Source organism: Okibacterium fritillariae, from assembly GCF_052783725.1.
Map to the genome: position 1 here is coordinate 3084361 of NZ_CP199917.1, position 20289 is coordinate 3104649.

The window sequence follows — 20289 nt, forward strand, 5'->3', positions numbered from 1 at the left end:
TTCAGCTTCGCACGGTCGGCGGAACGGCGCGACCGGGTTGATTTCGGGCGCGCGAGCGCGTGACCGTGAACTTGGTGTTCCGGCCGCGCTGCTCGGTGGGGCCGACGAGGCGTTCGAGGGCCGGGCGGTAGCCGAGGTGGGTGTTCCAGACCGTCCACAGCTCGCCGCCGGGCTTCAGCACGCGGGATGCGTCGGCGAAGAGTTTGAGCGCGATGCCCGCGTGCACCGTCGAGCCCACGTGGAACGGCGGGTTCAGCACGATCAGGTCGGCCGACGCGTCGGGTTGAGAGGCGAGGGCGTCGTCGCGCACCACCTCCACGCGGTCGGCGACGCCGTTCAGGCGGGCGGTCTCGCGGGCCGAGCGCACGGCCGCAGCTGACTGGTCCGTGGCGATCACGCGCAACTCTGGTCTGGCGCGGGCAAGCGAGGTCGCCAGGATGCCGGTGCCACAACCCAGATCGATGGCGTGCCGTGCGTCGGGCGCCATGTCCGGGAGGAACTCGAGCAGGTAGCGCGTGCCGATATCGACGCGCGTGCCACCGAAAGCGGCGCCGGCGGCGGCGACCCAGAGGTCGAGGGCGTCGTCGTGGCGGGACGCGAGGGTGAGAGGGGATCGACCCTTGATGTCCTCGCGTGTGGCCGTCCCGGTCGTGGCCTCGCCCGCCTCTGTACTCATGAACCTGATCGCGTCGACATCGGCATCAGCGTCGACATCCGCATCAGCATCGGCATCGGCATCGGCATCGGCGGAAACCGCGCCTGCAACCCGCGGCTTGCTCGCGATCAGCAGGCGCGACTTCTGGCGCGCCCGGGACACGCGCACGTCGCCGAAGTGCTTCGAGAGCACCTCGTTCATGGCCATGCTCATGTGTTTGATGCGTCCGCCGGCGATGACGACGACGTCGGGGTCGGCCGTGCGCGCGATGAGGGCGGCGAGTTCGTCGAGGGCATCCAGCTGGCGCGGGAGTTGAAGGAGGACGACGCGGGCGCCGTCGACGAGGGAGGGTTCGACATCCATGGACCCGAATGCGGTTGACGCGATGCCCTGCGCTTCAGCGTTGCGGCGGAGGGCCAGCTCACCCGAGTAGGCGTCCTGGTGCACACGCACCTCGTGGGCGCCGTGCACGGCGATGGCGCCGAGAGTGAGCGCGCCGTAACGGTCGTTCGCGACCACGACCGAGCCGGCGGTCGCGGCCTCGATCAGCTCGGCGGCCTCGTCGAGGATGAAGCGGTCGGTCGGGTCGACGGCAAAAAGGTTGGGCGCCTCCACATCGGGGGCGCGGCGCAGGGCGTCGAAGTCGAACTCGGGCACACTCCAGGCTAGCCGCCGCACGCCCCCGCGGGGGCCGCCAATGAACGCCTACTCGCTCAGAACGCGATCGATCGTCGACTTCATCTGCTCGTACGTCCACAGGTTGATGCGTTGGCCGTTGAGGAAGATCGTGGGTGTGCCCTCGACGCCCGAGAGCGTGCCGTCGGCCAGGTCTTTCTCCACGACGGCGGCAACCTCGGGCGAGGCGAGGTCTGCGGCGTATCGCGTCATGTCGAGACCCAGGTCCGCGGCGTATCCGGCGAAGATGGGCAGCGCCTCGGCTTCGGGCAGGTCCTTCCACGACTGCTGCCCGCTGAACAGCGCCGCATACATCTCGGCGAACTTGCCCTGCCGGCCGGCCGCCTCGGCGACGCGCGCGGCCGTCACGGCCTTGTCGTGCATCTCGAGCGGAAAGTTGCGCACCACGATCGTGATGCGGCCGTCGTATTCGCTCGCGATGCGCTCGACAAAGCCCGAGATCTGGGCGCACGGCGGGCACTGGTAGTCGGCATATTCGACAAGCGTCACGGTGTCGTCATCCGAGGTGGTGAGCGTGTTGTGCGCGTCGCCTTCGAGCACGGCGCGGTCGACGACGGGCGACGTCGGCGAGGGAACGGTCGTCGGGATGATGGGAGCTACGGGCTTCGCGGCCGCGCATCCGGACACGCTGATGACGGTGGCGAGCAGCAGTGCGGCCGCCGCGATGACCCGGCGTCGTGCCACGGCCCGGGCGGCATGAGCCGTGAGGGCGAGCGCGGCGGGGTGCGGGCCCGGCGAGAACTCGGGGGCGGGCGTGGCGGCGGATGTCATGGGCTTCTCCGGTCTCGGTCGGCGCTGCTTTCGCACACGCTAACATTGTGACCTACCGAAGTTTCACCACTCAGGACGACGTGTGCGAGCCTCCGCGCGGTCGCCAGACCATGAGTTCGGTGCGTCGCTGGGCGCGAGTTCCGCTGCGCAGCGAGACCACGTCGCCCGCGGCTCCGGCGGCGAAGATGCGACGGCCGGGGGTGCGCAGCAGGGCGTCGGCGAGCGCGTGTTCGAGTTCGCTGACGCGGCCGGTGAGCTCGGTGACCTGGTTCTCGAGCGCGAGAATGCGCGAGATTCCGGTGAGGCTGACACCTTCGGCGCTGAGCCGGGCGATCTCGCGCAGCTGGGCGACGTCGCGCATCGAGTAGCGGCGGGACTTGCCGGCGGTGCGGGTGGGCGAGACCAGCCCGAGGCGGTCGTATTGGCGCAGGGTCTGGGGGTGCATCCCGGCCAGTTCAGCCGCCATCGCGATCGCGAAAACGGGGGAATTCTCGTCCATCGGTGTCCTCTCTCAACGGCGTGTCGTGGATGCGCGAGGGGCGGCGCACCCGGGGACGACGACTCGTGTCGACATCCTCTGGTGCACCGCCCAACGCAGTGGTGCTTCTAGCCTTTGGCCCGCTGCAGCAGATCTTCGCGCGGGTTCTCGGCGGGTTCGGTGGCGTGGAACTTCTCGAGCGCCTCGCGTGCTTCGGCGCTGAGGTGTGACGGCACGGCCACCTGCACGACGGCCAGCAGGTCGCCGGTGCCCTTGGAGGTGGTGACGCCGCGGCCCTTGACGCGCAGCACGCGGCCCGACGGTGTGCCCGGTGCGACCCGCAGTTTCACGGGGTCGCCACCCAGCGTCGGCACCTCGATCGTGGCGCCGAGGGTGGCCTCGACGAACGTGATCGGAACGGTGACGCGCAGGTTGAGCCCGTCGCGCTCGAATACCGGATGCTTGCGCACCGACACCGTGAGCACGATGTCGCCCGGCTCGCCGCCATCGGGTGACGGCTGACCTTTGCCGCGCAGTTTGATCTTCTGACCGTCGCTCACGCCGGCCGGAATCTTGACCTTGATCGACTTGCCGTCGGCGCCCTGCAGGGTGATGGTGTCGCCCTGCGTGGCGGTGATGAAGTCGATCGTGGTGTGCGCCGTGACGTCGCGGCCACGGCTGGGCCCGCCGAATCCGCGGTAGCCGCCCGACGGCTGGCCGAAGCCGCCGCCGTTGTTGAACATGCCACCGAGGATGTCTTCGAAGCCGTTCTGTTGGTAGCTGTACCCCTGACGGGCACCGCCACCGAACATGCCACCGAAGACGTCGTCGAATCCGCCGTTGCCGCCGCCACCCGAGCCGGGGGCGGTGAAGCGTGCCCCCGAGCCCATGGCGCGGATCTGGTCGTATTCCTTGCGCTGCTCGGGATCGTTGAGAACCGAGTAGGCCTCGCTGATCTCTTTGAAGCGCGACTCCGACTTGGTGTCTCCCGGGTTGGAGTCAGGATGGTACTGCCGGGCCAGCTTGCGATATGTCTTCTTCAGTTCCGCCGGCGTGACGTCTTTCTTCACGCCGAGGACCTTGTAGAAGTCCTTGTCGAACCAGTCTTGACTTGCCATCGCGCCTACCCAGCAGGAACGGCGACGACCACTTTGGCCGCGCGCAACAGGGTGGAGCCGACGTAGTAGCCGGTCTCGACGACATCGGCGATCTGCTCGCTCGTGACGTCGGGGCTCGGCTGCTGGAAGATCGCCTCGTGGATGGTGGGGTCGAAGGCCTCACCGGCGGCACCGAAGGGGGTCACACCCAGGCGCTCGACGGCCGCGCGCAGTTTCTGCGCGATGGTCGTGAACGAGCCGCCCTCTTCGAGGTCGCCGTGCTTCTGCGCCCGGTCGAGGTCGTCGAGCACCGGAAGCAGCGCCTTGACGGTGTCGCCGACGGAGCGCTCGCGCTCCACCTCGCGGTTCGCCTCGGTGCGCTTGCGGTAGTTCGCGTATTCGGCCGTGACCCGCTGCAGGTCGACGAGGCGCTCGTTGGCGAGATCTTCTGCGCTCGACTGACCCGACAGGAAGTCGAGGTCGGCGTCGCTCAGGGAGGTCTCGACGTCGGGGCCTTCGGCCTCGATGAGCTCTTCGGCCTCGATGTCGGGGCCGGGCACATCGGCGACGGCCTGGTCGTCCTGGGCGCCGGGCGTGGTGCCCGACGCCCCGCCAACCTGACCCTCGCCCGGTTCGCGAACCGCCCCGGTCTCGGGGTCGATCTTGCGCTTGTCGTTGACGACGGGGTCGTCAGACCCCTCGTTTTCGGGGGTGGGGTTCTGGTCGGTCATTGCTTACTTCTTCTCGTTCTTGTCGTCCTCGTCGTCGACCACTTCGGCGTCGACGACGTCTTCGTCAGAGGAGGTCTCCTGCTCGGTGGGCGCCGACTCGTCGGCGGCCGGAGCGGACTCGTCGGCCTGGGCCTGCGCGTAGATGGCTTCGCCGAGCTTGACCTGCGACTCGTTGAGCTTGTCGTAGGCGGTCTTCACGGCATCTTCATCGTCGCCGGCGAGGGCGGACTTGAGCGCGTCGACATCACCCTGCACGTCGTTCTTGACGTCGGCGGGGAGCTTGTCTTCGTTCTCCTTGATGAGCTTGTCGATCGAGTAGGCGAGCTGCTCGGCCGTGTTGCGCGTCTCGGCCTGCTCGCGGCGCTTCTTGTCTTCGGCCGCGTTCTCTTCGCCTTCGCGAACCATGCGCTCGATGTCTTCCTTCGCGAGCGACGAGCCGCCCGTGATGGTCATCGACTGCTCCTTGCCGGTGCCCTTGTCCTTGGCGGACACGTGCACGATGCCGTTGGCGTCGATGTCGAACGTGACCTCGACCTGCGGAACGCCGCGGGGCGCCGGAGCGATACCCGTGAGCTCGAAGGTGCCGAGGTTCTTGTTGTCGCGCGTGAACTCGCGCTCACCCTGGAAGACCTGGATGGCTACGGACGGCTGGTTGTCGTCGGCCGTCGTGAAGGTCTCGCTGCGCTTGGTCGGGATGGCCGTGTTGCGCTCGATGAGCTTCGTCATGATGCCACCCTTGGTCTCGATGCCGAGGGACAGCGGGGTGACGTCGATGAGCAGAACGTCTTTGCGCTCGCCCTTCAGCACGCCGGCCTGCAGGGCGGCACCGACGGCGACGACCTCATCCGGGTTGACACCCTTGTTGGGCTCCTGGCCGCCGGTGAGCTTCTTGACGAGCTCGGAGACGGCGGGCATGCGGGTCGATCCACCGACGAGCACGACGTGCGCGATGTCCTGGACCTTCACGCCGGCCTCTTTGATGACGTCTTCGAACGGCTTCTTGGTGCGGTCGAGCAAGTCGGAGGTCATCTGCTCGAACTGCGCACGCGTGAGCGTCTCGTCGAGGTTGGCGGGGCCGTTCTCGGTGAGCGACAGGTAGGGCAGCTGGATGCTCGTGCTGGTCGAGGAGGAGAGTTCCTTCTTGGCCTGCTCGGCGGCTTCCTTGAGGCGCTGCTTCGCGATCTTGTCGTTCGAGACGTCGACACCGGTCGACTCCTTGAAGCGCTTGATCAGGTGGTCGACGACGCGCTGGTCCCAGTCGTCTCCACCGAGGCGGTTGTCACCGGAGGTGGAGCGCACCTGGATGGTGCTGAAGTCTTCGTCCTTGCCGACTTCGAGCAGCGAGACGTCGAATGTTCCACCACCGAGGTCGAAGACGAGGATGAGCTCGTCTTCCTTACCCTTGTCGAGGCCGTAGGCCAGGGCGGCGGCGGTGGGCTCGTTGATGATGCGGAGCACGTTAAGGCCCGCGATCTCGCCGGCTTCCTTCGTGGCCTGACGCTCGGCGTCGTTGAAGTAGGCGGGAACCGTGATGACGGCGTCGGTGACCGTGTCGCCGAGGTACTGCTCGGCGTCGCGCTTCAGCTTGGCCAGGATGCGGGCCGAGATCTCCTGCGGCGTGTACTTCTTGTCGTCGACCGCGAAGGTCCAGTTGGTGCCCATGTGGCGCTTGACCGACGCGATGGTGCGGTCGACGTTGGTGACGGCCTGACGCTTGGCGGTCTCGCCGACGAGGGTCTCGCCATCCTTCGTGTAAGCGACGACCGAGGGGGTGGTGCGCAGACCCTCGGCGTTGGCGATGACGGTGGGTTCTCCACCTTCGAGGACGGCCACCACAGAGTTGGTGGTTCCGAGGTCGATTCCTACTGCTCGAGCCATGTGTGTTTATCTCCTTAGGGGGTGGAACAAAGTTTCTCCGGCTGCTCAGTAGTTGAGCGCCGATGACTCAAGTTTACTCGGATGCCTCGGAGCGTCAAGTTCTCACGGCGAATCTTGAGCCTTGCCGACTCAACTTCGGGGCGACATCCGATTGTGGGGGTAATCATCCGCCTCGGCGTTACGGCGTCTCGCTAGGATGACCGCATGAGCGACAACAACCAGACCCCGCAGCACGACCCCGAGGGTGCGAACGGCGCCGGTCAGCAGCCGCCCTTCGGTGAGCACGGGGGCGAGCAGCAGGGCTACGGCCAGCAGCCGCCCGCCGGCGACCAGAACCCGGGTTCAACCGGCTACGGCGCCCCCACCTACCCGCAGCAGCCCGAGCAGGGTTATGGATATCCCCCGCAGGGTTACCCGCAGCAGCCCGATCAACAGGGTTACGGCTACCCCCAGCAGGGCCCGGGGCCGCAGGGCTACCCGCAGGACCCGAATCAGCAGGGTTATGGCTACCCGCAGCAGCAGCCGTACGGTCAGCCCGCCTACCCGCCGCCCTACTATGACCCCGAGGCCAAGAGCCGCCTGGTCGCGGGCCTGCTCGGCATTCTGCTCGGCAGCTTGGGCATCCACCGCTTCTACCTCGGCTATGTGGGCATCGGCATCGCCCAGATTCTGGTGACCATCTTCACCTTCGGTTTCGGCGCCCTCTGGGGCTTCATCGAGGGCATCATGATTCTCGTGAAGGCGCAGTCGTTCGCCACGGATGCATCGGGTCGCCCCCTGCGCGACAACTAATCTTTTCGCACCAATTCGGCCGCAGTTCGACCCCTCGAACTGCGGCCGTTTTGCTGCCCTAACGTGGAACATGGCACCCGCCGAGGGCCGCGCACCGGGTGGGGACGCCACGTGCGCGGCCCAATCTGTGCCAGGGCTCTTGAAAAAGCTGGCACTGCCTCAGCTCTTAAAGAATTAGGCCCCGGGGGGTTTCCCTAGCCGTAGCTGGTACGCCGTCAATCCCGGGGCTCTCACGCCCATCTTAGAACAGACGCCTTTGTCGCGGCGAAATGTCGACGAAAGTTCGGGTGGGGGTCGCCGTGGCGAAACCCGCGCGCAGTAGCCTGTGCTCATGAGCGAACTCGCGGGCAGCGGTGCCCCCACCCTCGTGCCGGCCCTGGCTGAAGCACCGGCCGCCGTGCCGAAACGAATCGTGCTGGCGTGGGGACTGTGGGACTGGGGTTCCGCCTCGTTCAACGCCGTCGTCACCACGTTCGTCTTCACCGTCTACCTCACCACCGCCGAGGGGTTCGGCGGCGAGACCGTCGTGTCGGCGCAGCTCGGTTGGGCGCTCGCGGGCGCCGGCCTGCTGATCGCCCTGCTCGCGCCCGTCACCGGGCAACGCTCCGACAGTTCGGGCCGCCGCAAATTCTGGCTCGGCGTCAACACCTACATCGTCGTCGCCATCACGGCCGCCCTCTTCTTCGTGCAACCCGAGCAGAACTACCTCTGGCTCGGCCTGCTGCTCGTCGCCGCCGGCAACGTGTTCTTCGAGTTCGCGGGCGTCAACTACAACGCCATGCTCGCCCAGATCTCCACACCCAAGACCCTCGGCCGCGTCTCGGGCTTCGGCTGGGGCATGGGCTACATCGGCGGCATCGTGCTGCTGCTCGTCGTCTACTTCGGCTTCATCAGCCCCGACGTCGGCCTCTTCGGGGTCACGGGCGACGACGGCATGGATGTCCGCGTCTCCATGCTCATCGCCGCCGCCTGGTTCGGCATCTTCGCGCTGCCGGTGCTCTTCGCTGTCCCCGAATACAAGGGCGTCGGCGCACGGCGGGAGAAAGTGGGCTTCTTCGCCTCCTACGGACGACTGGCCGGAGACATCCGCCACCTCTGGAGAGACAGCCGCACCACCGTCTACTTCCTCTTCGCGAGCGCCGTCTTCCGAGATGGCCTGGCCGGCGTCTTCACGTTCGGCGGCGTTCTGGCGGCCGGATCGTTCGGGTTCAGCCCCGGCGAGGTCATCATCTTCGCCATCGCCGCCAACGTGGTCGCCGGCATCTCGACCATCACGGTCGGGTTGCTCGACGACAAAGTCGGGCCGAAACCCGTCATCATCGTGGCCCTCATCGGAATCGTCATCGCCGGGTTCGCCGTGTTCTTCCTGCACGACGGCGGTCAGACCGTGTTCTGGATCTTCGGCCTCGCGCTGTGCCTGTTCGTCGGGCCCGCGCAGTCGGCGTCCCGCTCCTACCTCGCGCGCGTCATCCCCGCCGGCCGCGAAGGCGAAGTGTTCGGCCTCTACGCCACCACCGGGCGCGCGGTCTCATTCCTCGCCCCCACAGCGTTCGCCATCTGTGTGACGATCGGCGGCGCCCAGTACTGGGGAATCCTCGGCATCATCATCGTCGTCCTGATCGGCCTCGCGCTCCTCATCCCCGTCGGCCGCCGCCTCAAGCACTGACGCCGGGCGCGCGAAAAGGCGGTCGGCCTCCAGCTAGACCGACCGCCGCACCCGGCACCCCTGCCGGGAGCAACCGCTGCTACCGAGGTCGCACGCGGAGGTGGGTGACGCCGCCGTCGACGTCGAGCGCCGTTCCGGTGGTGGATGCCGCAGCCGGCGACGCGAGATAGGCGATCGCGTAGGCGACCTCCTCGGGCGACACCATGCGGCCGATGGCCTGGCGCTCGTCGAGGGCTTTGCGCTCGGCCACGGGATCGGCGAAGTTCTGCAGCATGCGGTCCACGAACGGCGTCGCCACCGTGCCCGGGCTGACGCAGTTGACGCGCACGCCCTCGCGCACATGGTCGGTGGCCATCGCAAACGTGAGGGCCAGCACGGCCCCCTTGGTCGCACCGTAGAGTGCGCGCTGCGGCATGCCGTTCAGCGCCGCGATCGAGCAGACGTTGACGATGGCCGCGTGCGACGAGGCGCGCAGGAGCGGCAGCGCCGCGGCCGAGACCCGCGCCATGCCGACGACGTTGACGTTGAACACGCGAGCCCACTCGTCGTCGTCGTTGTCCTCGACCGTGCCGATGGCCGAGATGCCGGCGTTGTTGACGACGATGTCGAGGGCTCCGAAACGCGACTCGATCTCGCGGATGGCGTCGGTGACCGAGGCCCGGTCGCCCACGTTGCACGCAATGCCGACGAGCGGGGCGGGGGCATCCTGCGGGTTGAGGTCGAGCACGACGACCTGGGCGCCGCGCGAGGCCAGCAACTGCGCCGTGGCCAGGCCGATACCCGAGGCGCCGCCCGTGACCGCGGCGACGAGGCCGCTCAGCTCGCCGGCCGGGGTGGATTCGGTGGTGCTCATCGTGCGGCTCCTTCGAGAGTGGTGGGGGAGGCGGGGGCTGAGGCATCCGCGAATTTGTTGGTCATCTCGCCGAGGCCGTCGATCGAGAGCTCGACCACATCACCCGCGCGCAGGTAGGGCGTGCCCTCGATGCCGAGCGCGACACCCGCGGGCGTGCCCGTGTTGATCAGGTCGCCGGGGCGCAGCACCATGAATTGCGACAGGTACCAGACGATGTGTCGGATGCCGAAGATCATGTCCGCGGTCGAGCCATCCTGGCGCTCCACGCCGTTGACACTCAAGCGCAGGCGGAGGTTCTGGGGGTCGCCGACCTCGTCGCGCGTGACGAGCACGGGACCGAGCGGATTGAAGGTCTCGCAGCTCTTGCCCTTGTCCCACTGGCCGCCGCGCTCGAGCTGGAACTCGCGCTCCGACACGTCGTGCGACACCACGTAGCCGGCGATCACGGCATCCGCGTCGTCGGGCGAGGCGAGGTAGCGCGCCGTCTGGCCGATGACGACGCCGAGTTCGATCTCCCAGTCGGTCTTCGTGGAGTTCAGGGGGATGAGCACCTCGTCGTCGGGACCGACGATGGTCGAGGGGTCCTTCATGAAGACGACGGGTTCGGTGGGCACGGCCAGATTGGATTCGGCGGCGTGGTCGGAATAGTTGACGCCGATGCAGACGATCTTGCCGGGCCGGTCGAGCGGGGCGCCGCGGCGCTGACCCGACGCGTCGAAGGCGGGCAGCGTGCCCTCGGCGAGCGCCGCGCGCACGGCCGCGAAGTCGTCGGCCGCGTGCGTGGCGAAGAAGGCCGGGTCGATCGTCGGGGTCACCGACGACAGGTCGAAGTGGCGCCCCTCCGATTCGACGACGGGGGTTTCGCTTCCGGGCACTCCGAAACGGGCAAATCTCATATTCTTTCTTCCTCTTCTACGTTCGGGTCTGCGGTCGCGTCGGCTCCGCTCTGCGGCTCCCCCGCCAGATACGGCGGGAGAATTCCGCCCGCGGCCGACGACTCATACGCCGCCTCGACGATGGCCATGGTGTCGAACACGTCGTCGACGCTGGTCGGCAGCTCGGAGACGTCGCCGCCGACGAAACGCTGCACGGCGCCCATCGAGCCGATGAAGGCATCCGGAAACCAACTGCCCTTGAACGGGATCGGCTGCCAACCCGCGGCGTGATCATCGTCGTACTGCACCTCGAGGCGGTCCTCGCCGCCCGTCGGATAGTCGAGCAGCAGGCCCATCTGGGCGCGGATGGCCCCGCGGGTGCCCTCCCACTTGATATAGCTCTCCTCGTATTTCTCGCCGTAGTCGTGATCGTGGTTGGTCGAGATGACCACGCGGATCTGCCGGCCGGGATAGTACAGGATGATGTCGCTGCGCGAATTGGCGTGCGCCTTGGCGGGATGCTTCACCGTCACCGCCGCGACCGACTCGGGGTTTCCGAGGAACGACCGCACGAGGTCGATGTAGTGCACGCTGTGCATGTTGATCTCGAGCCGGTCGAGCGTGAGCACGTGCGGGAACATCTGCCACGGCGTGTTCACCTGCACGCGGATCTCGAGGTCGTAGAGCTCGCCGATGTCGCCGCGCGCGATGCGTTCGCGGGCCGCCGCCACATAGGGCGCGAACCGCAGCTGCGTGTTGACCGCCGCGACCAGGTTCTTGCGGCGGCACAGCTCCAGAATGGCGCGCCCGTCGGCCAGGTGGTTGCCGAGCGGCTTCTGAATGAGCACGGGCGCGCCGTCGGGCAGCTGCTCGAGCACCTCGAGGTATTGCTCGGGCATGAGGGCGATGTCATAGACCGCATCGGATGGCGCAGCCGCCACGGCCTCGGCCACCGACCCGAACACGCGCTCCACGCCGAACTCCGCGGCCAACGCCTCGGCGCGCGCGACCGTGCGGTTGTAAATGCCGAACACCGGGTAACCCGCCTTGCGGTAGGCCGGAAGGTGAGCATCCCGCACGATTCCGCCCGCACCCAGGATGACGATGGGTCGCGGGTTCGAGGGCAGAGCGAGCGTGTAGGCGGCGGCCGGATGGAACTCGGCGCGATCTGGGGATGGCGCGAACGCGGGCACGAACTCGGGTGCGGAGGCGTCCCCGGGGCCCGGCACGCCCTCGGCCGGGGCGGCGGACGCAGACGCGGGCGCGCCGACGGGATCGGTGTGTGCAGACATCCGCTAGCCCTTCACCGCGCCGACGGTCTGGCCACGCATCAGGAACCGCTGCGCGCCGATGAACACGATGAGCAACGGGATCATGCTGAGGAACGTGGCGAGCGCCAGCTGCGGCATGTAGAGCTTCACATTGAGTCCGGCCGCGACCGTCGGGTTGAACAGCGGCGACGCCCCGATGAGCTCTTGCAGGCCGATCGAGATGGTCTTGTTGCCCTGCACCGAGCTGAGCAGCGCGAGCGGCAGGAAGTAGTTCGTCCAGTTGGCGACGAATGCGAAGAACGTGACGAGCGCGACGGCCTGCTTCGAGATGGGCGTGGCCACCTGGAAGAAGATGCCGATCTCGCTGAGCCCGTCGATGCGCGCGGCCTCGACGAGTTCCTGAGGCATCGTCGTCATGAAGTGGATGTAGGCCAGGTACACACCGAACGGGAAGAAGCCCATGATGACGGCGACGGGCCACAGCTCGCCCGAGGCGCCGATGGCGTTGACCTCGAGGAACAGCGGGATGACGAGCACCGTGTTGGGCATGACCATCGCGAGCAGCGTGACGAAGAGCACGGTGCGGCGAAAGCGGAACCGCAGGCGCGCGAGCGCATAACCGGCGGGGATGGCGGCGACGACCGCGAGGATCGCTCCGATCACGGCGACGAAGAGGGAGTTGCCGACCCACTGCAGGAACAGCCCGCCCTCGCCCGGCCCGAAGCCGTTGACCTGCGACCAGCTGTAGACGACGTTGTCCCACGAGACGCCGCCGAGCCCGAGGATGCCGCCCTCGCCGGCCGCGACCTCGTCCTGGTCGCGGAACGCCATGGCGACGAAGCCGATGATGGGCACGATGAAGATGGCGGCGACGAAGAGCATGGTCGCGACGCGGGCGACCCGGCCCACGCTCATCTGGTTGCTGCCGACGGGGCCGGCGAGCGCCTCCTGGTGGGCGGTCTTGGCGCGCTTCTGCGGTTTGGCCTTGACGAGTGACATTATTTCTCCTCCTCGCCGAACAGGCCGCTGCGGAACACGATGAGCAGGCCGATTCCGAGGGTGATGACGAGCAGGATGAGGGACATCGCCGCTGCGGCCGGGAAGTTGTAGTTCGAGAACGCGAACGCGTAGCCGAGCTGGGTGGGGGTCGTCTGGTCGGGCAGGGCGTTCGACGACACCTGGTCGAGCAGCTGCGGTTCGAGGAACAGCTGGAACCCGTAGGCCAGGTTCATGAGCGCCGCATACCCGATCCAGGGCCGGATGATGGGCAGCTTCACGTGCCAGGCGGTGTGCCACGCGTTGGCGCCGTCGATCGAAGCCGCCTCGAGCACCTCATCCGGAATGCCGTTGAGGCCGCCGTTGACGACCACGATCCACGTGCCGATGCCCTGGAAGAAGAGCATGCCGGCCAGGATGAAGGGGAGGTTGCCGTCGGTCGCGACGACGGCCTTGATGGTGTCGAGGCCCATGACGTTCCAGAGCCCGGCGATGGGCGACTGCGCGGGGTTCAGCAGGTAGACCCACAGCACGAGGTTCGCGATGCCCGCGAGCGCACCGGGGATGTAATAGAGGAACCGCATGGTGTTGCCGAAGCGGCCGGGGCTGGCGTGCACGAGCAGCGCGAGGCCCACGATGCCGAGCATCATGATGGGCAGCCAGACGATGAGAACGCTGAAGATGTTGCCGAAGGTCTGCCAGAAGCGGAAGTCGGAGAAGACCGTGACGAAGCTCGAGATGCCGCCAAAGCCGCCCTCGGGTTGCACGGGCGTTGCCGGCCGCTGCAGCGCGGTGTAGACCGCATAGAAGATGGGGATGATTCCACCGATGAGCAGCAGCACCATGTAGGGGCTCAGCAGGGTCCAGGCCCCGCGCACCTCCCGCTGGTGCAGCTTGCGGCGACCGGCCGCGCTCTGGCGTTTGGTGCGCAGGCCGCGGCCGGGTGGCTGCGGCTGGGCCTCCGCCTGGGGCGGGGCGATGGTGCCTTGGCTCATGACATCTTCCTCGATGTGTCGCTGGAACAGCGGGCTGGAGCAGTGGGGTGTGGGTCGTGCGGCGGTGCGGGTGGTGCGGCGGTGCGGGTGATGCGGCGGTGCGGTGATGCGGCGGTGCGGGTGATGCGGCGGTGCGGTGATGCGGGGAGAGTCGCAGCGTCGAGGCATCCGGTCGGGGGAGCCGGATGCCTCGACGCGCGTCTTACTTCTCGGTGATCGTGTAACCGAACGTCTTCGCCTGGTTGACGAGTTCATCGCTGAACTTCTTCCACGCGTCGTCGAACGAGTTGCCCGAGACGAGCGACGGTGCCATGGTCTCGGTCCAGATGCCGCCCGTGTTGTAGAGCATGTAGGAGTGGTCACCCGGAACGGCCGAGGCCGCTTCCTTGAAGGCTGCGAAAGTGGTGTCGTTGTCGGCGAAGTAGTTGGCCGACTTCTGCTTCTCGATCCAGGCATCCTGCACCGGGCCGTAGCCGGGAAGACCGGTCGACAGGTCGACCTGCCAGGCCGGGTCGGTGGCGACGAACTTCATGAAGATCTTCGCGTTCTCGAGCTGCTTGCCCTTGATGTGGCTCGACATGCCCCACAGGCCGCCACCCTCGTTGCCAGCGGAGGGCTTGGAGTCGCCGTCGAATGCGAGGGGTGCGACGGCCGACATCTCGCCCGCCGGGATCTTCCAGGTCTGGTTGAAGAGGTAGTCGCCCCACCAGAGGGCGCCGGGGCTCATGACCATGTCGGGGCCGACGGTCGCGGCATCCGCGTCGAAGATGCCGAGCGTGGAGAGTGCCTTGCCGTCGTACATCGTGGCGAGGAGATCTTGGGCCCGCGTGCACTTCTCGTCGCTGAGGTTGATGTGCACCTCGGTCTCGGACTTGCGGTCGTTGGTCGGGCAGCCGCTGGCCCACAGGTAGCGGTCGGGGGCGTAGGCGTCGCCCGTGAAGCCCGAGATCTTGCCGGGGTGCTCGGCGGCGATCTTCACGGCCAGCTCGGAGTACTCCTCCCACGTGGTGGGGACGGTGTAGCCGTTCTCGTCGAAGAACTTCTTGTTGTACCAGAACACGTCCGGGGCGGCGTCGTTGCGCAGGCAGCGGATCTTGTCGTCGAAGTTGCACATGGAGAGCACGGCCGGGTCGTAGCCCTCGATGGTGTCGGCCATGATGTCGGTGAGGTCGGCGGCGTAGTTCGACTGCGAGCTCGTGGCCCACGCGATGTCGTCGTTCGAGGGGAAGAAGATGGCGTCGGGCCAGCCCTTGCCGGCCTGGTCGAACTGCGCGAATTGCTGCTGCACGCTCTTGCCGCCGACGGTGCCGTCGATCTGGTTGACGGTGACGTCGATCTCGGGGTGCGCCTTCTTGAAGGCGTCGGCCGCGGGCACGCGGGGCGGGTCGACCCAGACGGTGATTGCTCCGCCCGAGTCGGTCTGCGCATCGGCGCCGCCGCCCGTCGATCCGCCGCCGCTGCACGCGGTGACGGCCAGCATGGTGAGGGCGACGCCGATTCCGGCAGCGCCTTTCAGAACCCGGCGGTGCCGGGGGGTCGAGGTCTTCATTGACGCTCCTTCAGTGTGAACGGGACCGCGGGCACTGCTTCGTGCGCACGGGGTGAGGGCCGATCTGTGTGGCGTGATCAAACGTTATATCAGCGGGATGCGCGTGGTCAATCGTTTGTTCACATCGGGTGAGGGGCGGAGATCGCGTCCTCGCTGCGAGCATACATCAGATGAATCGGGCGGCAAAGGGTTGTCTGGCGTTTCGTGCGGGCCAATTTGGGGCTTTTTCACCGCTCGCCTCACGTCAGACATTCGACTAATCGGCGGATGCAGCCTCCGCGCGCTCGAGCAACCCCGCGTCGATGCGATAGAACTCGGCGGCCGTGCCCCCGAAGATGCGGTCGCGATCGGCGGCGCCGAGGCCCGAAGTGACCTCACGCAGCCCCTCCCACACGCGCTCGTAGTCGCCCGCGAGCACCGAGATGGGCCAGTCGCCGCCATACATGAGGCGGTCGGGCCCGAAGAGTTCGAGCGCACGGTCGAAGAAGGGGCGGATGTCGTCGGGCGTCCAGTCGGCCATGCGCCCGGGCACGGCCGAGTAGAGCCCCGAGACCTTCGCGTGCACGAGCGGGTTCTCGGCGGCGCGTTCGATGAGCGACCACCAGGGCTCGCGATCATCCGCGCCGAGGCCGATCGGCGGCTTCGAGAGGTGGTCGATCACGATCCTGAGATTCGGATGCCGCTCCCCCAGCGTCGGCAGCAACTCCAGGTGCTGCGGCAGCACCGAAACGAGGTCGAACGTGACATCCGCTCGTTCGAGAACCGAGAGCCCCTCATCTACGTCCGGACGGAGCAGCCACTCGGGGTCGGGCAGGTCGTGGATGAGGTTGCGCACACCCACGACGTGCGGGTTGCGGCGCACCTCGTCGAGGCGGGCGGCCGCGCGGCGCGGATGCTCGAGCGGAACCGACACGACGACGGCCGCGACCTCGCGGTTTCTCGCCGCGACATCCAGCATGTAGTCGGTGTCGGCGTCGTTGTCGGCGGATTGCACGAGCACCGTGGCGTCGACACCCGCCGCGCGCAGGTGCGGGCGCAGCTCGTCGAACTCGATCGTGCGGTTGATGGGCCCGTGCTCCGGCCCGAGCCACGGGTAGCTCGCGCGGTCGAGGTTCCAGACGTGCTGGTGGGCGTCGATGATCACCGGGCGCTCCCGTCGGCGGGCGCAGCGGGCACGACAGGCGCAGCGGACGCGGCGTGCGCAGCGGGTTCGACCGGCTCGGCCGGCAGCTGCCACACCTGCGGAATGCCGCTGTCGCCACCCGAATAATCGTCGGGCACGTCGAGCAACTCCCCCATGCGCGCCTGCCACGGCACGTTAGCCGGATGCTCGCGCAAGAACGCCCGCATGGCCGCATAGTCCTCGCAGTCCACCACGTGGAAGAGGTCGAGCCCCGAGCGCCAGATCCGCCAGTCGAGCACGCCGGCCTCGCGCAGGGCGACGTCCAGTTCGGGCGGAATGACGGCGTGGATGCGGTCGTAGTCCGCCTCCTTGCCGGGGGCGAGTCGGGTGTGCAGGGCGATCGTTTCCACGGGCAACTCCTTCGTTGGGCCGGGCGGCGGGGTAAAGCGGCTGGCTGGGGGCGCAGGGTGGCGGGCGGGGCCGGGAGGGACCGGCTGCGAAACATCTGACGTTCACGCCATCCGGATGTCTAATCTAGCCACAGAGCGGGCCGACCGCGGAGGTTTTCTGGCAACCCGACGCTCCCTGGCTAGAATGATCGGATGACAGCACAGGCCGGCTCGGCGGCGCAAGGCGCGACAGCGGCACCGGACGGCACTGCGCAGGCCGGCCCCGCGGCGACGGGTCGCTCGCAGACCGACGTCGTGTTGCACGGCATCAAGAAGATGATCACCGACGGCACGCTGCGGGCCGGATCGCGGCTGCCGGTCGAGAAGGATCTCGCCGCCGAGCTCGGCATCTCGCGCGGGTCGCTGCGCGAGGGCGTGCGCGCGCTCTGCATCATGGGCGTGCTCGAGACCCGCCAGGGCGACGGCACCTACGTGACCTCGCTCGACTCGAGCCTGCTGCTCGCGCCCATGAGCTTCATGGTCGACCTGCAGACGCCGGATGGCGCCGAACACCTGCAATCGGTGCGACGCGTCCTCGAATCCGAGGCCGCCGCCCGCGCCGCGCTGCACGCTCAGCCCGAAGCCCTGGCCGAGGCCGAGACCGTGCTCGCGGGCATCGAGGACATGTCGCTCGGCGACGAACCCGTCGACCACCGCCGCGTGCTCGACGCCGACCTGGCATTCCACAGCATCATCGCGCGCGCGAGCTCGAACCCCGCGCTGGCGGCCCTCATCGAGGCGCTGTCGTCACGCACCATCCGCGGCCGCATGTGGCGGGCGATCAGCGAGCAGGGCGCCATCCGCGAGACACACCGCGAGCACCGAGCCATCCTCGCCGCCCTCGTGGCCGGAGACCCCGACCGCGCGCGCCTGGCGATGGGATCGCACCTGCTCGCGGTCGAGGACTTCATGCACACTCACCCGGCCGAGACGAGCGACGCCGCGGCCGACCTCCCCGCCCAGTAGCTGCCGGCCGGGAACGCGAACTCGGCGAGGGAGGCCTCGTGCATCTCGGCGCTGTAGCCGGGCAGCGTGGGCAGACGGTAGGCGCCGTTCTCGACGATGCACGGGTCCACGAAATGCTCGTGCAGGTGGTCGACGTATTCGGTGACGCGACCCTCGAGCGAACCCGAGACGGCCACGTAGTCGAAGATCGACAGGTGCTGCACGAGCTCGCAGAGGCCCACTCCGCCGGCGTGCGGGCACACCGGCACGCCGAACTTCTTGGCCATGAGGTAGACCGACAGGATCTCGTTGATGCTCGCGAGCCGGGCCGAGTCGAGCTGGCAGAAGTCGATGGCCTCGGCCTGGAACATCTGCTTGAAGAGCACGCGGTTCATGCCGTGCTCGCCCGTGGCCACACCGATGGGGGCGACGGCGCGGCGCACGGCAGCATGGCCCAGGATGTCGTCGGGGCTCGTCGGCTCCTCGATCCACAGCGGCTTGAACTCGGCGAGGGCGTTCACCCATTCGATGGCCTCGGGCACGTCCCACACCTGGTTGGCGTCGATCATCAGGTTGGCGTCGTCACCCAATACTTCGCGCGCGATGCGGCAACGGCGGATGTCGTCGTCGAGGTTCGCTCCCACCTTCAACTTCACGTGGCGGTAGCCGGCGTCGACAGCCTCCTGGCAGAGGCGGCGCAGTTTCTCGTCGGAGTAGCCCAGCCATCCGGCGCTCGTCGTGTAGCAGGGGTAACCCGTGGCCTCGAGTTCGGCGATGCGGGCCTCGCGTGTGGGCTGCAGCTCGGTGAGCATGGCGATGGCCTCGGAGCGCGTGAGTGCATCGGAGAGGTATTGCAGGTCGGCCACGTCGACGAGTTCTTCGGGCGTCATATCGGCGAGAAGGCGCCAGAGCGGTTTGCCGGCCACGCGCGCGGCGAGATCCCAGACGGCGTTCATGACGGCCGCCATGGCGAGGTGCTCGACACCCTTCTCGGGCCCGAGCCAGCGCAATTGTGAGTCGGATTTGAGCGAGCGGTAGATGCCGCCGAGGTCGCCCACGACATCCTCGACCCGGAGGCCGATGAGCGGCAGCGCGCGCTGTTCGGCGGCGAGCACGCAGATGTCGTTGCCGCGGCCGATCGTGAACGTGAAGCCGAAGCCCGACAGCTCGGGATCGTCGGTGCGCAGGATGACGTAGGCCGCCGAGTAGTCGCCGTCCTTGTTCATGGCGTCGGAGCCGTCGGCGGTCAGCGAGGTGGGAAAGCGCACGTCGACGACCTCGGCGGCGGTGATGGTTGTCATAGGGTTTCTCAGTTCTGTGGGGTGGTTTCGTCGGGAGGCAGCAGGCCCTCGTCGGTGAGGTCCTGCCAGAGGTCTTCGGGCACAGGCGCGTCGTAGCGCTCGACGTTGCTCGCCACCTGCCGGGCCGTGCGCGCGCCGATGGGCACCGACACGACGGCCGGGTGGCGCAACACGAACGCGATGGCGGCCTGAGGCAAGGTCACGCCGTGCCGCTCGGTGACGGCCGCGATGGCGTTGGCCCGTTCGATGAGGGATGCCGGCGCCTCGGTGTAGTCGAAGGTGGCGCCCGGTTGCGGATGCTCGGTCGCGAGCAGCCCCGAGTTGTAGACGCCCGCGAGCACGATGCCCACGCCGAGTTCGAGCGCGGCCGGCAGCAGATCGGCGGCGGCGCCCTGGTCGAGCAGCGTGTAGCGGCCGGCCAGCATGATGAGGTCGATGTCGGTGCGCCGCACGAACTCGGTGGGCAGGGCCGACTGGTTCATGCCCGCGCCGACCGCGCCGATGACGCCCTCGTCGCGCAGCTTCACGAGCGCCGGGATGGCCTCGTCGATCGCCTGTTGGCCGTGGTCGTCGGGGTCGTGCAGGTAGACGATGTCGATGCGGTCGAGGCCCAGGCGCTCGAGGCTGTCGTCGATCGAGCGGCGCACGCCGTCGGCGCTGAAGTCCCAGCGGCGGCGCATGGCGGCGTTCACCTCGAAGATGTCGTCGTCGCGGTGGCGCTCGCCGCCCGGGTTCGGCTCCAGCAATCGTCCGACCTTCGTCGAGAGAACGTACTCGTCGCGGGGATACTTGCGCAGGGCCTCGCCGAGCCGGCGCTCCGAGAGACCGAGGCCGTAGTGGGGCGCAGTATCGAAGTAGCGGATGCCCCGGGCCCAGGCCTCTTCGACCGCTCCTGCCGCCTCAGCATCCGTCGTTTCGCGGTAGAGATTGCCGAATTGGGCCGTGCCGAGGCCGATCTCGCTGAGCCGGAGCCCGCCGCGCGTGGTGCGTTGCTTCACCTCGTGTCTCCTTCGTCTCGGGGTGAGTGCTTCTCCTACAGTACGGGATTCATCGGATGTTTCGCAGCAATCACCGCGTCGAGTTCTCGGCGCGCCGACACCGCGCGCCACCGAGGGCGCGCCGGGGACAGCCCGAAGGGGCAACCGAACGGATCACCGCCGGAGGACGC

Annotated in this window: 19 protein-coding genes; 3 read left to right on the top strand and 16 right to left on the bottom strand. The window is 67.9% G+C overall.

Going from position 1 to position 20289, the window contains the following annotated elements; all coding sequences use genetic code 11:
* Position 1: 1 nt before the first annotated feature.
* From ACUWEX_RS14145 to dnaK, 6 genes are all read right to left on the bottom strand, one after another.
* Entirely contained in the window at positions 2-1312 is a 1311-nt protein-coding gene (locus ACUWEX_RS14145; protein ID WP_445996662.1) for a class I SAM-dependent methyltransferase, read from the bottom strand.
* A 48-nt stretch (positions 1313-1360) separates the two neighbouring features.
* Positions 1361-2122: a DsbA family protein gene (locus ACUWEX_RS14150; protein ID WP_445996663.1), complete on the bottom strand. Its 762-nt coding sequence runs from the start codon at positions 2120-2122 to the stop codon at positions 1361-1363.
* 70 nt (positions 2123-2192) lie between these two features.
* Positions 2193-2621 (bottom strand): heat shock protein transcriptional repressor HspR, encoded by a 429-nt coding sequence (locus ACUWEX_RS14155; protein WP_079728799.1) that lies wholly within the window; start codon positions 2619-2621, stop codon positions 2193-2195.
* Positions 2622-2728: 107 nt separating this feature from the next.
* Positions 2729-3718 carry a DnaJ C-terminal domain-containing protein gene (locus ACUWEX_RS14160; RefSeq protein ID WP_079728800.1) on the bottom strand — a complete coding sequence of 330 codons (990 nt, stop codon included), beginning with the start codon at positions 3716-3718 and terminating at the stop codon, positions 2729-2731.
* Positions 3719-3723: 5 nt separating this feature from the next.
* On the bottom strand, positions 3724-4428 hold the full coding sequence (locus tag ACUWEX_RS14165; RefSeq protein WP_445996664.1) for a nucleotide exchange factor GrpE: 705 nt from the start codon (positions 4426-4428) through the stop codon (positions 3724-3726).
* 3 nt (positions 4429-4431) lie between these two features.
* Positions 4432-6306, bottom strand: a complete 1875-nt coding sequence (gene dnaK, locus ACUWEX_RS14170) for a molecular chaperone DnaK (RefSeq protein WP_077054710.1) — start codon at positions 6304-6306, stop codon at positions 4432-4434.
* Positions 6307-6510: 204 nt separating this feature from the next.
* Here dnaK and ACUWEX_RS14175 point away from each other — a divergent pair, with 204 nt between their 5' ends.
* Together ACUWEX_RS14175 and ACUWEX_RS14180 are read left to right on the top strand one after the other, a co-directional pair.
* Positions 6511-7098: a TM2 domain-containing protein gene (locus tag ACUWEX_RS14175; RefSeq protein ID WP_079728802.1), complete on the top strand. Its 588-nt coding sequence runs from the start codon at positions 6511-6513 to the stop codon at positions 7096-7098.
* Between the two features lie 331 nt (positions 7099-7429).
* The gene (locus ACUWEX_RS14180; RefSeq protein WP_445996665.1) at positions 7430-8764 is read left to right on the top strand and encodes an MFS transporter; all 1335 of its coding nucleotides are present in this window, start codon (positions 7430-7432) and stop codon (positions 8762-8764) included.
* 79 nt (positions 8765-8843) lie between these two features.
* Here the strand turns inward: ACUWEX_RS14180 and ACUWEX_RS14185 are convergent, their stop codons facing one another.
* From ACUWEX_RS14185 to ACUWEX_RS14220, 8 genes are all read right to left on the bottom strand, one after another.
* Positions 8844-9617: an SDR family NAD(P)-dependent oxidoreductase gene (locus ACUWEX_RS14185; RefSeq protein WP_445996666.1), complete on the bottom strand. Its 774-nt coding sequence runs from the start codon at positions 9615-9617 to the stop codon at positions 8844-8846.
* Positions 9614-10513 carry a fumarylacetoacetate hydrolase family protein gene (locus ACUWEX_RS14190; RefSeq protein ID WP_445996667.1) on the bottom strand — a complete coding sequence of 300 codons (900 nt, stop codon included), beginning with the start codon at positions 10511-10513 and terminating at the stop codon, positions 9614-9616. The genes ACUWEX_RS14185 and ACUWEX_RS14190 overlap by 4 nt, the downstream gene beginning before the upstream one ends.
* On the bottom strand, positions 10510-11784 hold the full coding sequence (locus ACUWEX_RS14195) for a Gfo/Idh/MocA family protein (protein ID WP_445996668.1): 1275 nt from the start codon (positions 11782-11784) through the stop codon (positions 10510-10512). The genes ACUWEX_RS14190 and ACUWEX_RS14195 overlap by 4 nt, the downstream gene beginning before the upstream one ends.
* Positions 11785-11787: 3 nt before the next feature.
* The gene (locus ACUWEX_RS14200) at positions 11788-12762 is read right to left on the bottom strand and encodes a carbohydrate ABC transporter permease (RefSeq protein ID WP_079728806.1); all 975 of its coding nucleotides are present in this window, start codon (positions 12760-12762) and stop codon (positions 11788-11790) included.
* The gene (locus ACUWEX_RS14205; protein ID WP_445996669.1) at positions 12762-13754 is read right to left on the bottom strand and encodes a carbohydrate ABC transporter permease; all 993 of its coding nucleotides are present in this window, start codon (positions 13752-13754) and stop codon (positions 12762-12764) included. Before ACUWEX_RS14205 ends, ACUWEX_RS14200 begins: the two co-directional genes overlap by 1 nt.
* A 202-nt stretch (positions 13755-13956) precedes the next feature.
* Complete coding sequence (locus tag ACUWEX_RS14210) at positions 13957-15303, bottom strand: ABC transporter substrate-binding protein (protein ID WP_079728808.1); 1347 nt, start codon at positions 15301-15303, stop codon at positions 13957-13959.
* Positions 15304-15559: 256 nt separating this feature from the next.
* Entirely contained in the window at positions 15560-16447 is an 888-nt protein-coding gene (locus tag ACUWEX_RS14215) for an amidohydrolase family protein (RefSeq protein ID WP_079728809.1), read from the bottom strand.
* Positions 16444-16836 carry an L-rhamnose mutarotase gene (locus ACUWEX_RS14220; RefSeq protein WP_234991270.1) on the bottom strand — a complete coding sequence of 131 codons (393 nt, stop codon included), beginning with the start codon at positions 16834-16836 and terminating at the stop codon, positions 16444-16446. The genes ACUWEX_RS14215 and ACUWEX_RS14220 overlap by 4 nt, the downstream gene beginning before the upstream one ends.
* A gap of 192 nt (positions 16837-17028) precedes the next feature.
* Between ACUWEX_RS14220 and ACUWEX_RS14225 the strand changes: the two genes are divergently transcribed.
* Positions 17029-17841: a FadR/GntR family transcriptional regulator gene (locus ACUWEX_RS14225; RefSeq protein WP_079728810.1), complete on the top strand. Its 813-nt coding sequence runs from the start codon at positions 17029-17031 to the stop codon at positions 17839-17841.
* Here ACUWEX_RS14225 and ACUWEX_RS14230 read toward each other — a convergent pair.
* Entirely contained in the window at positions 17793-19121 is a 1329-nt protein-coding gene (locus ACUWEX_RS14230) for an L-fuconate dehydratase (protein ID WP_445996670.1), read from the bottom strand. The two genes, ACUWEX_RS14225 and ACUWEX_RS14230, sit on opposite strands and share 49 nt — an antisense overlap.
* Before the next feature lie 8 nt (positions 19122-19129).
* Positions 19130-20119: an aldo/keto reductase gene (locus ACUWEX_RS14235; RefSeq protein ID WP_445996671.1), complete on the bottom strand. Its 990-nt coding sequence runs from the start codon at positions 20117-20119 to the stop codon at positions 19130-19132.
* Positions 20120-20289 lie beyond the last annotated feature (170 nt).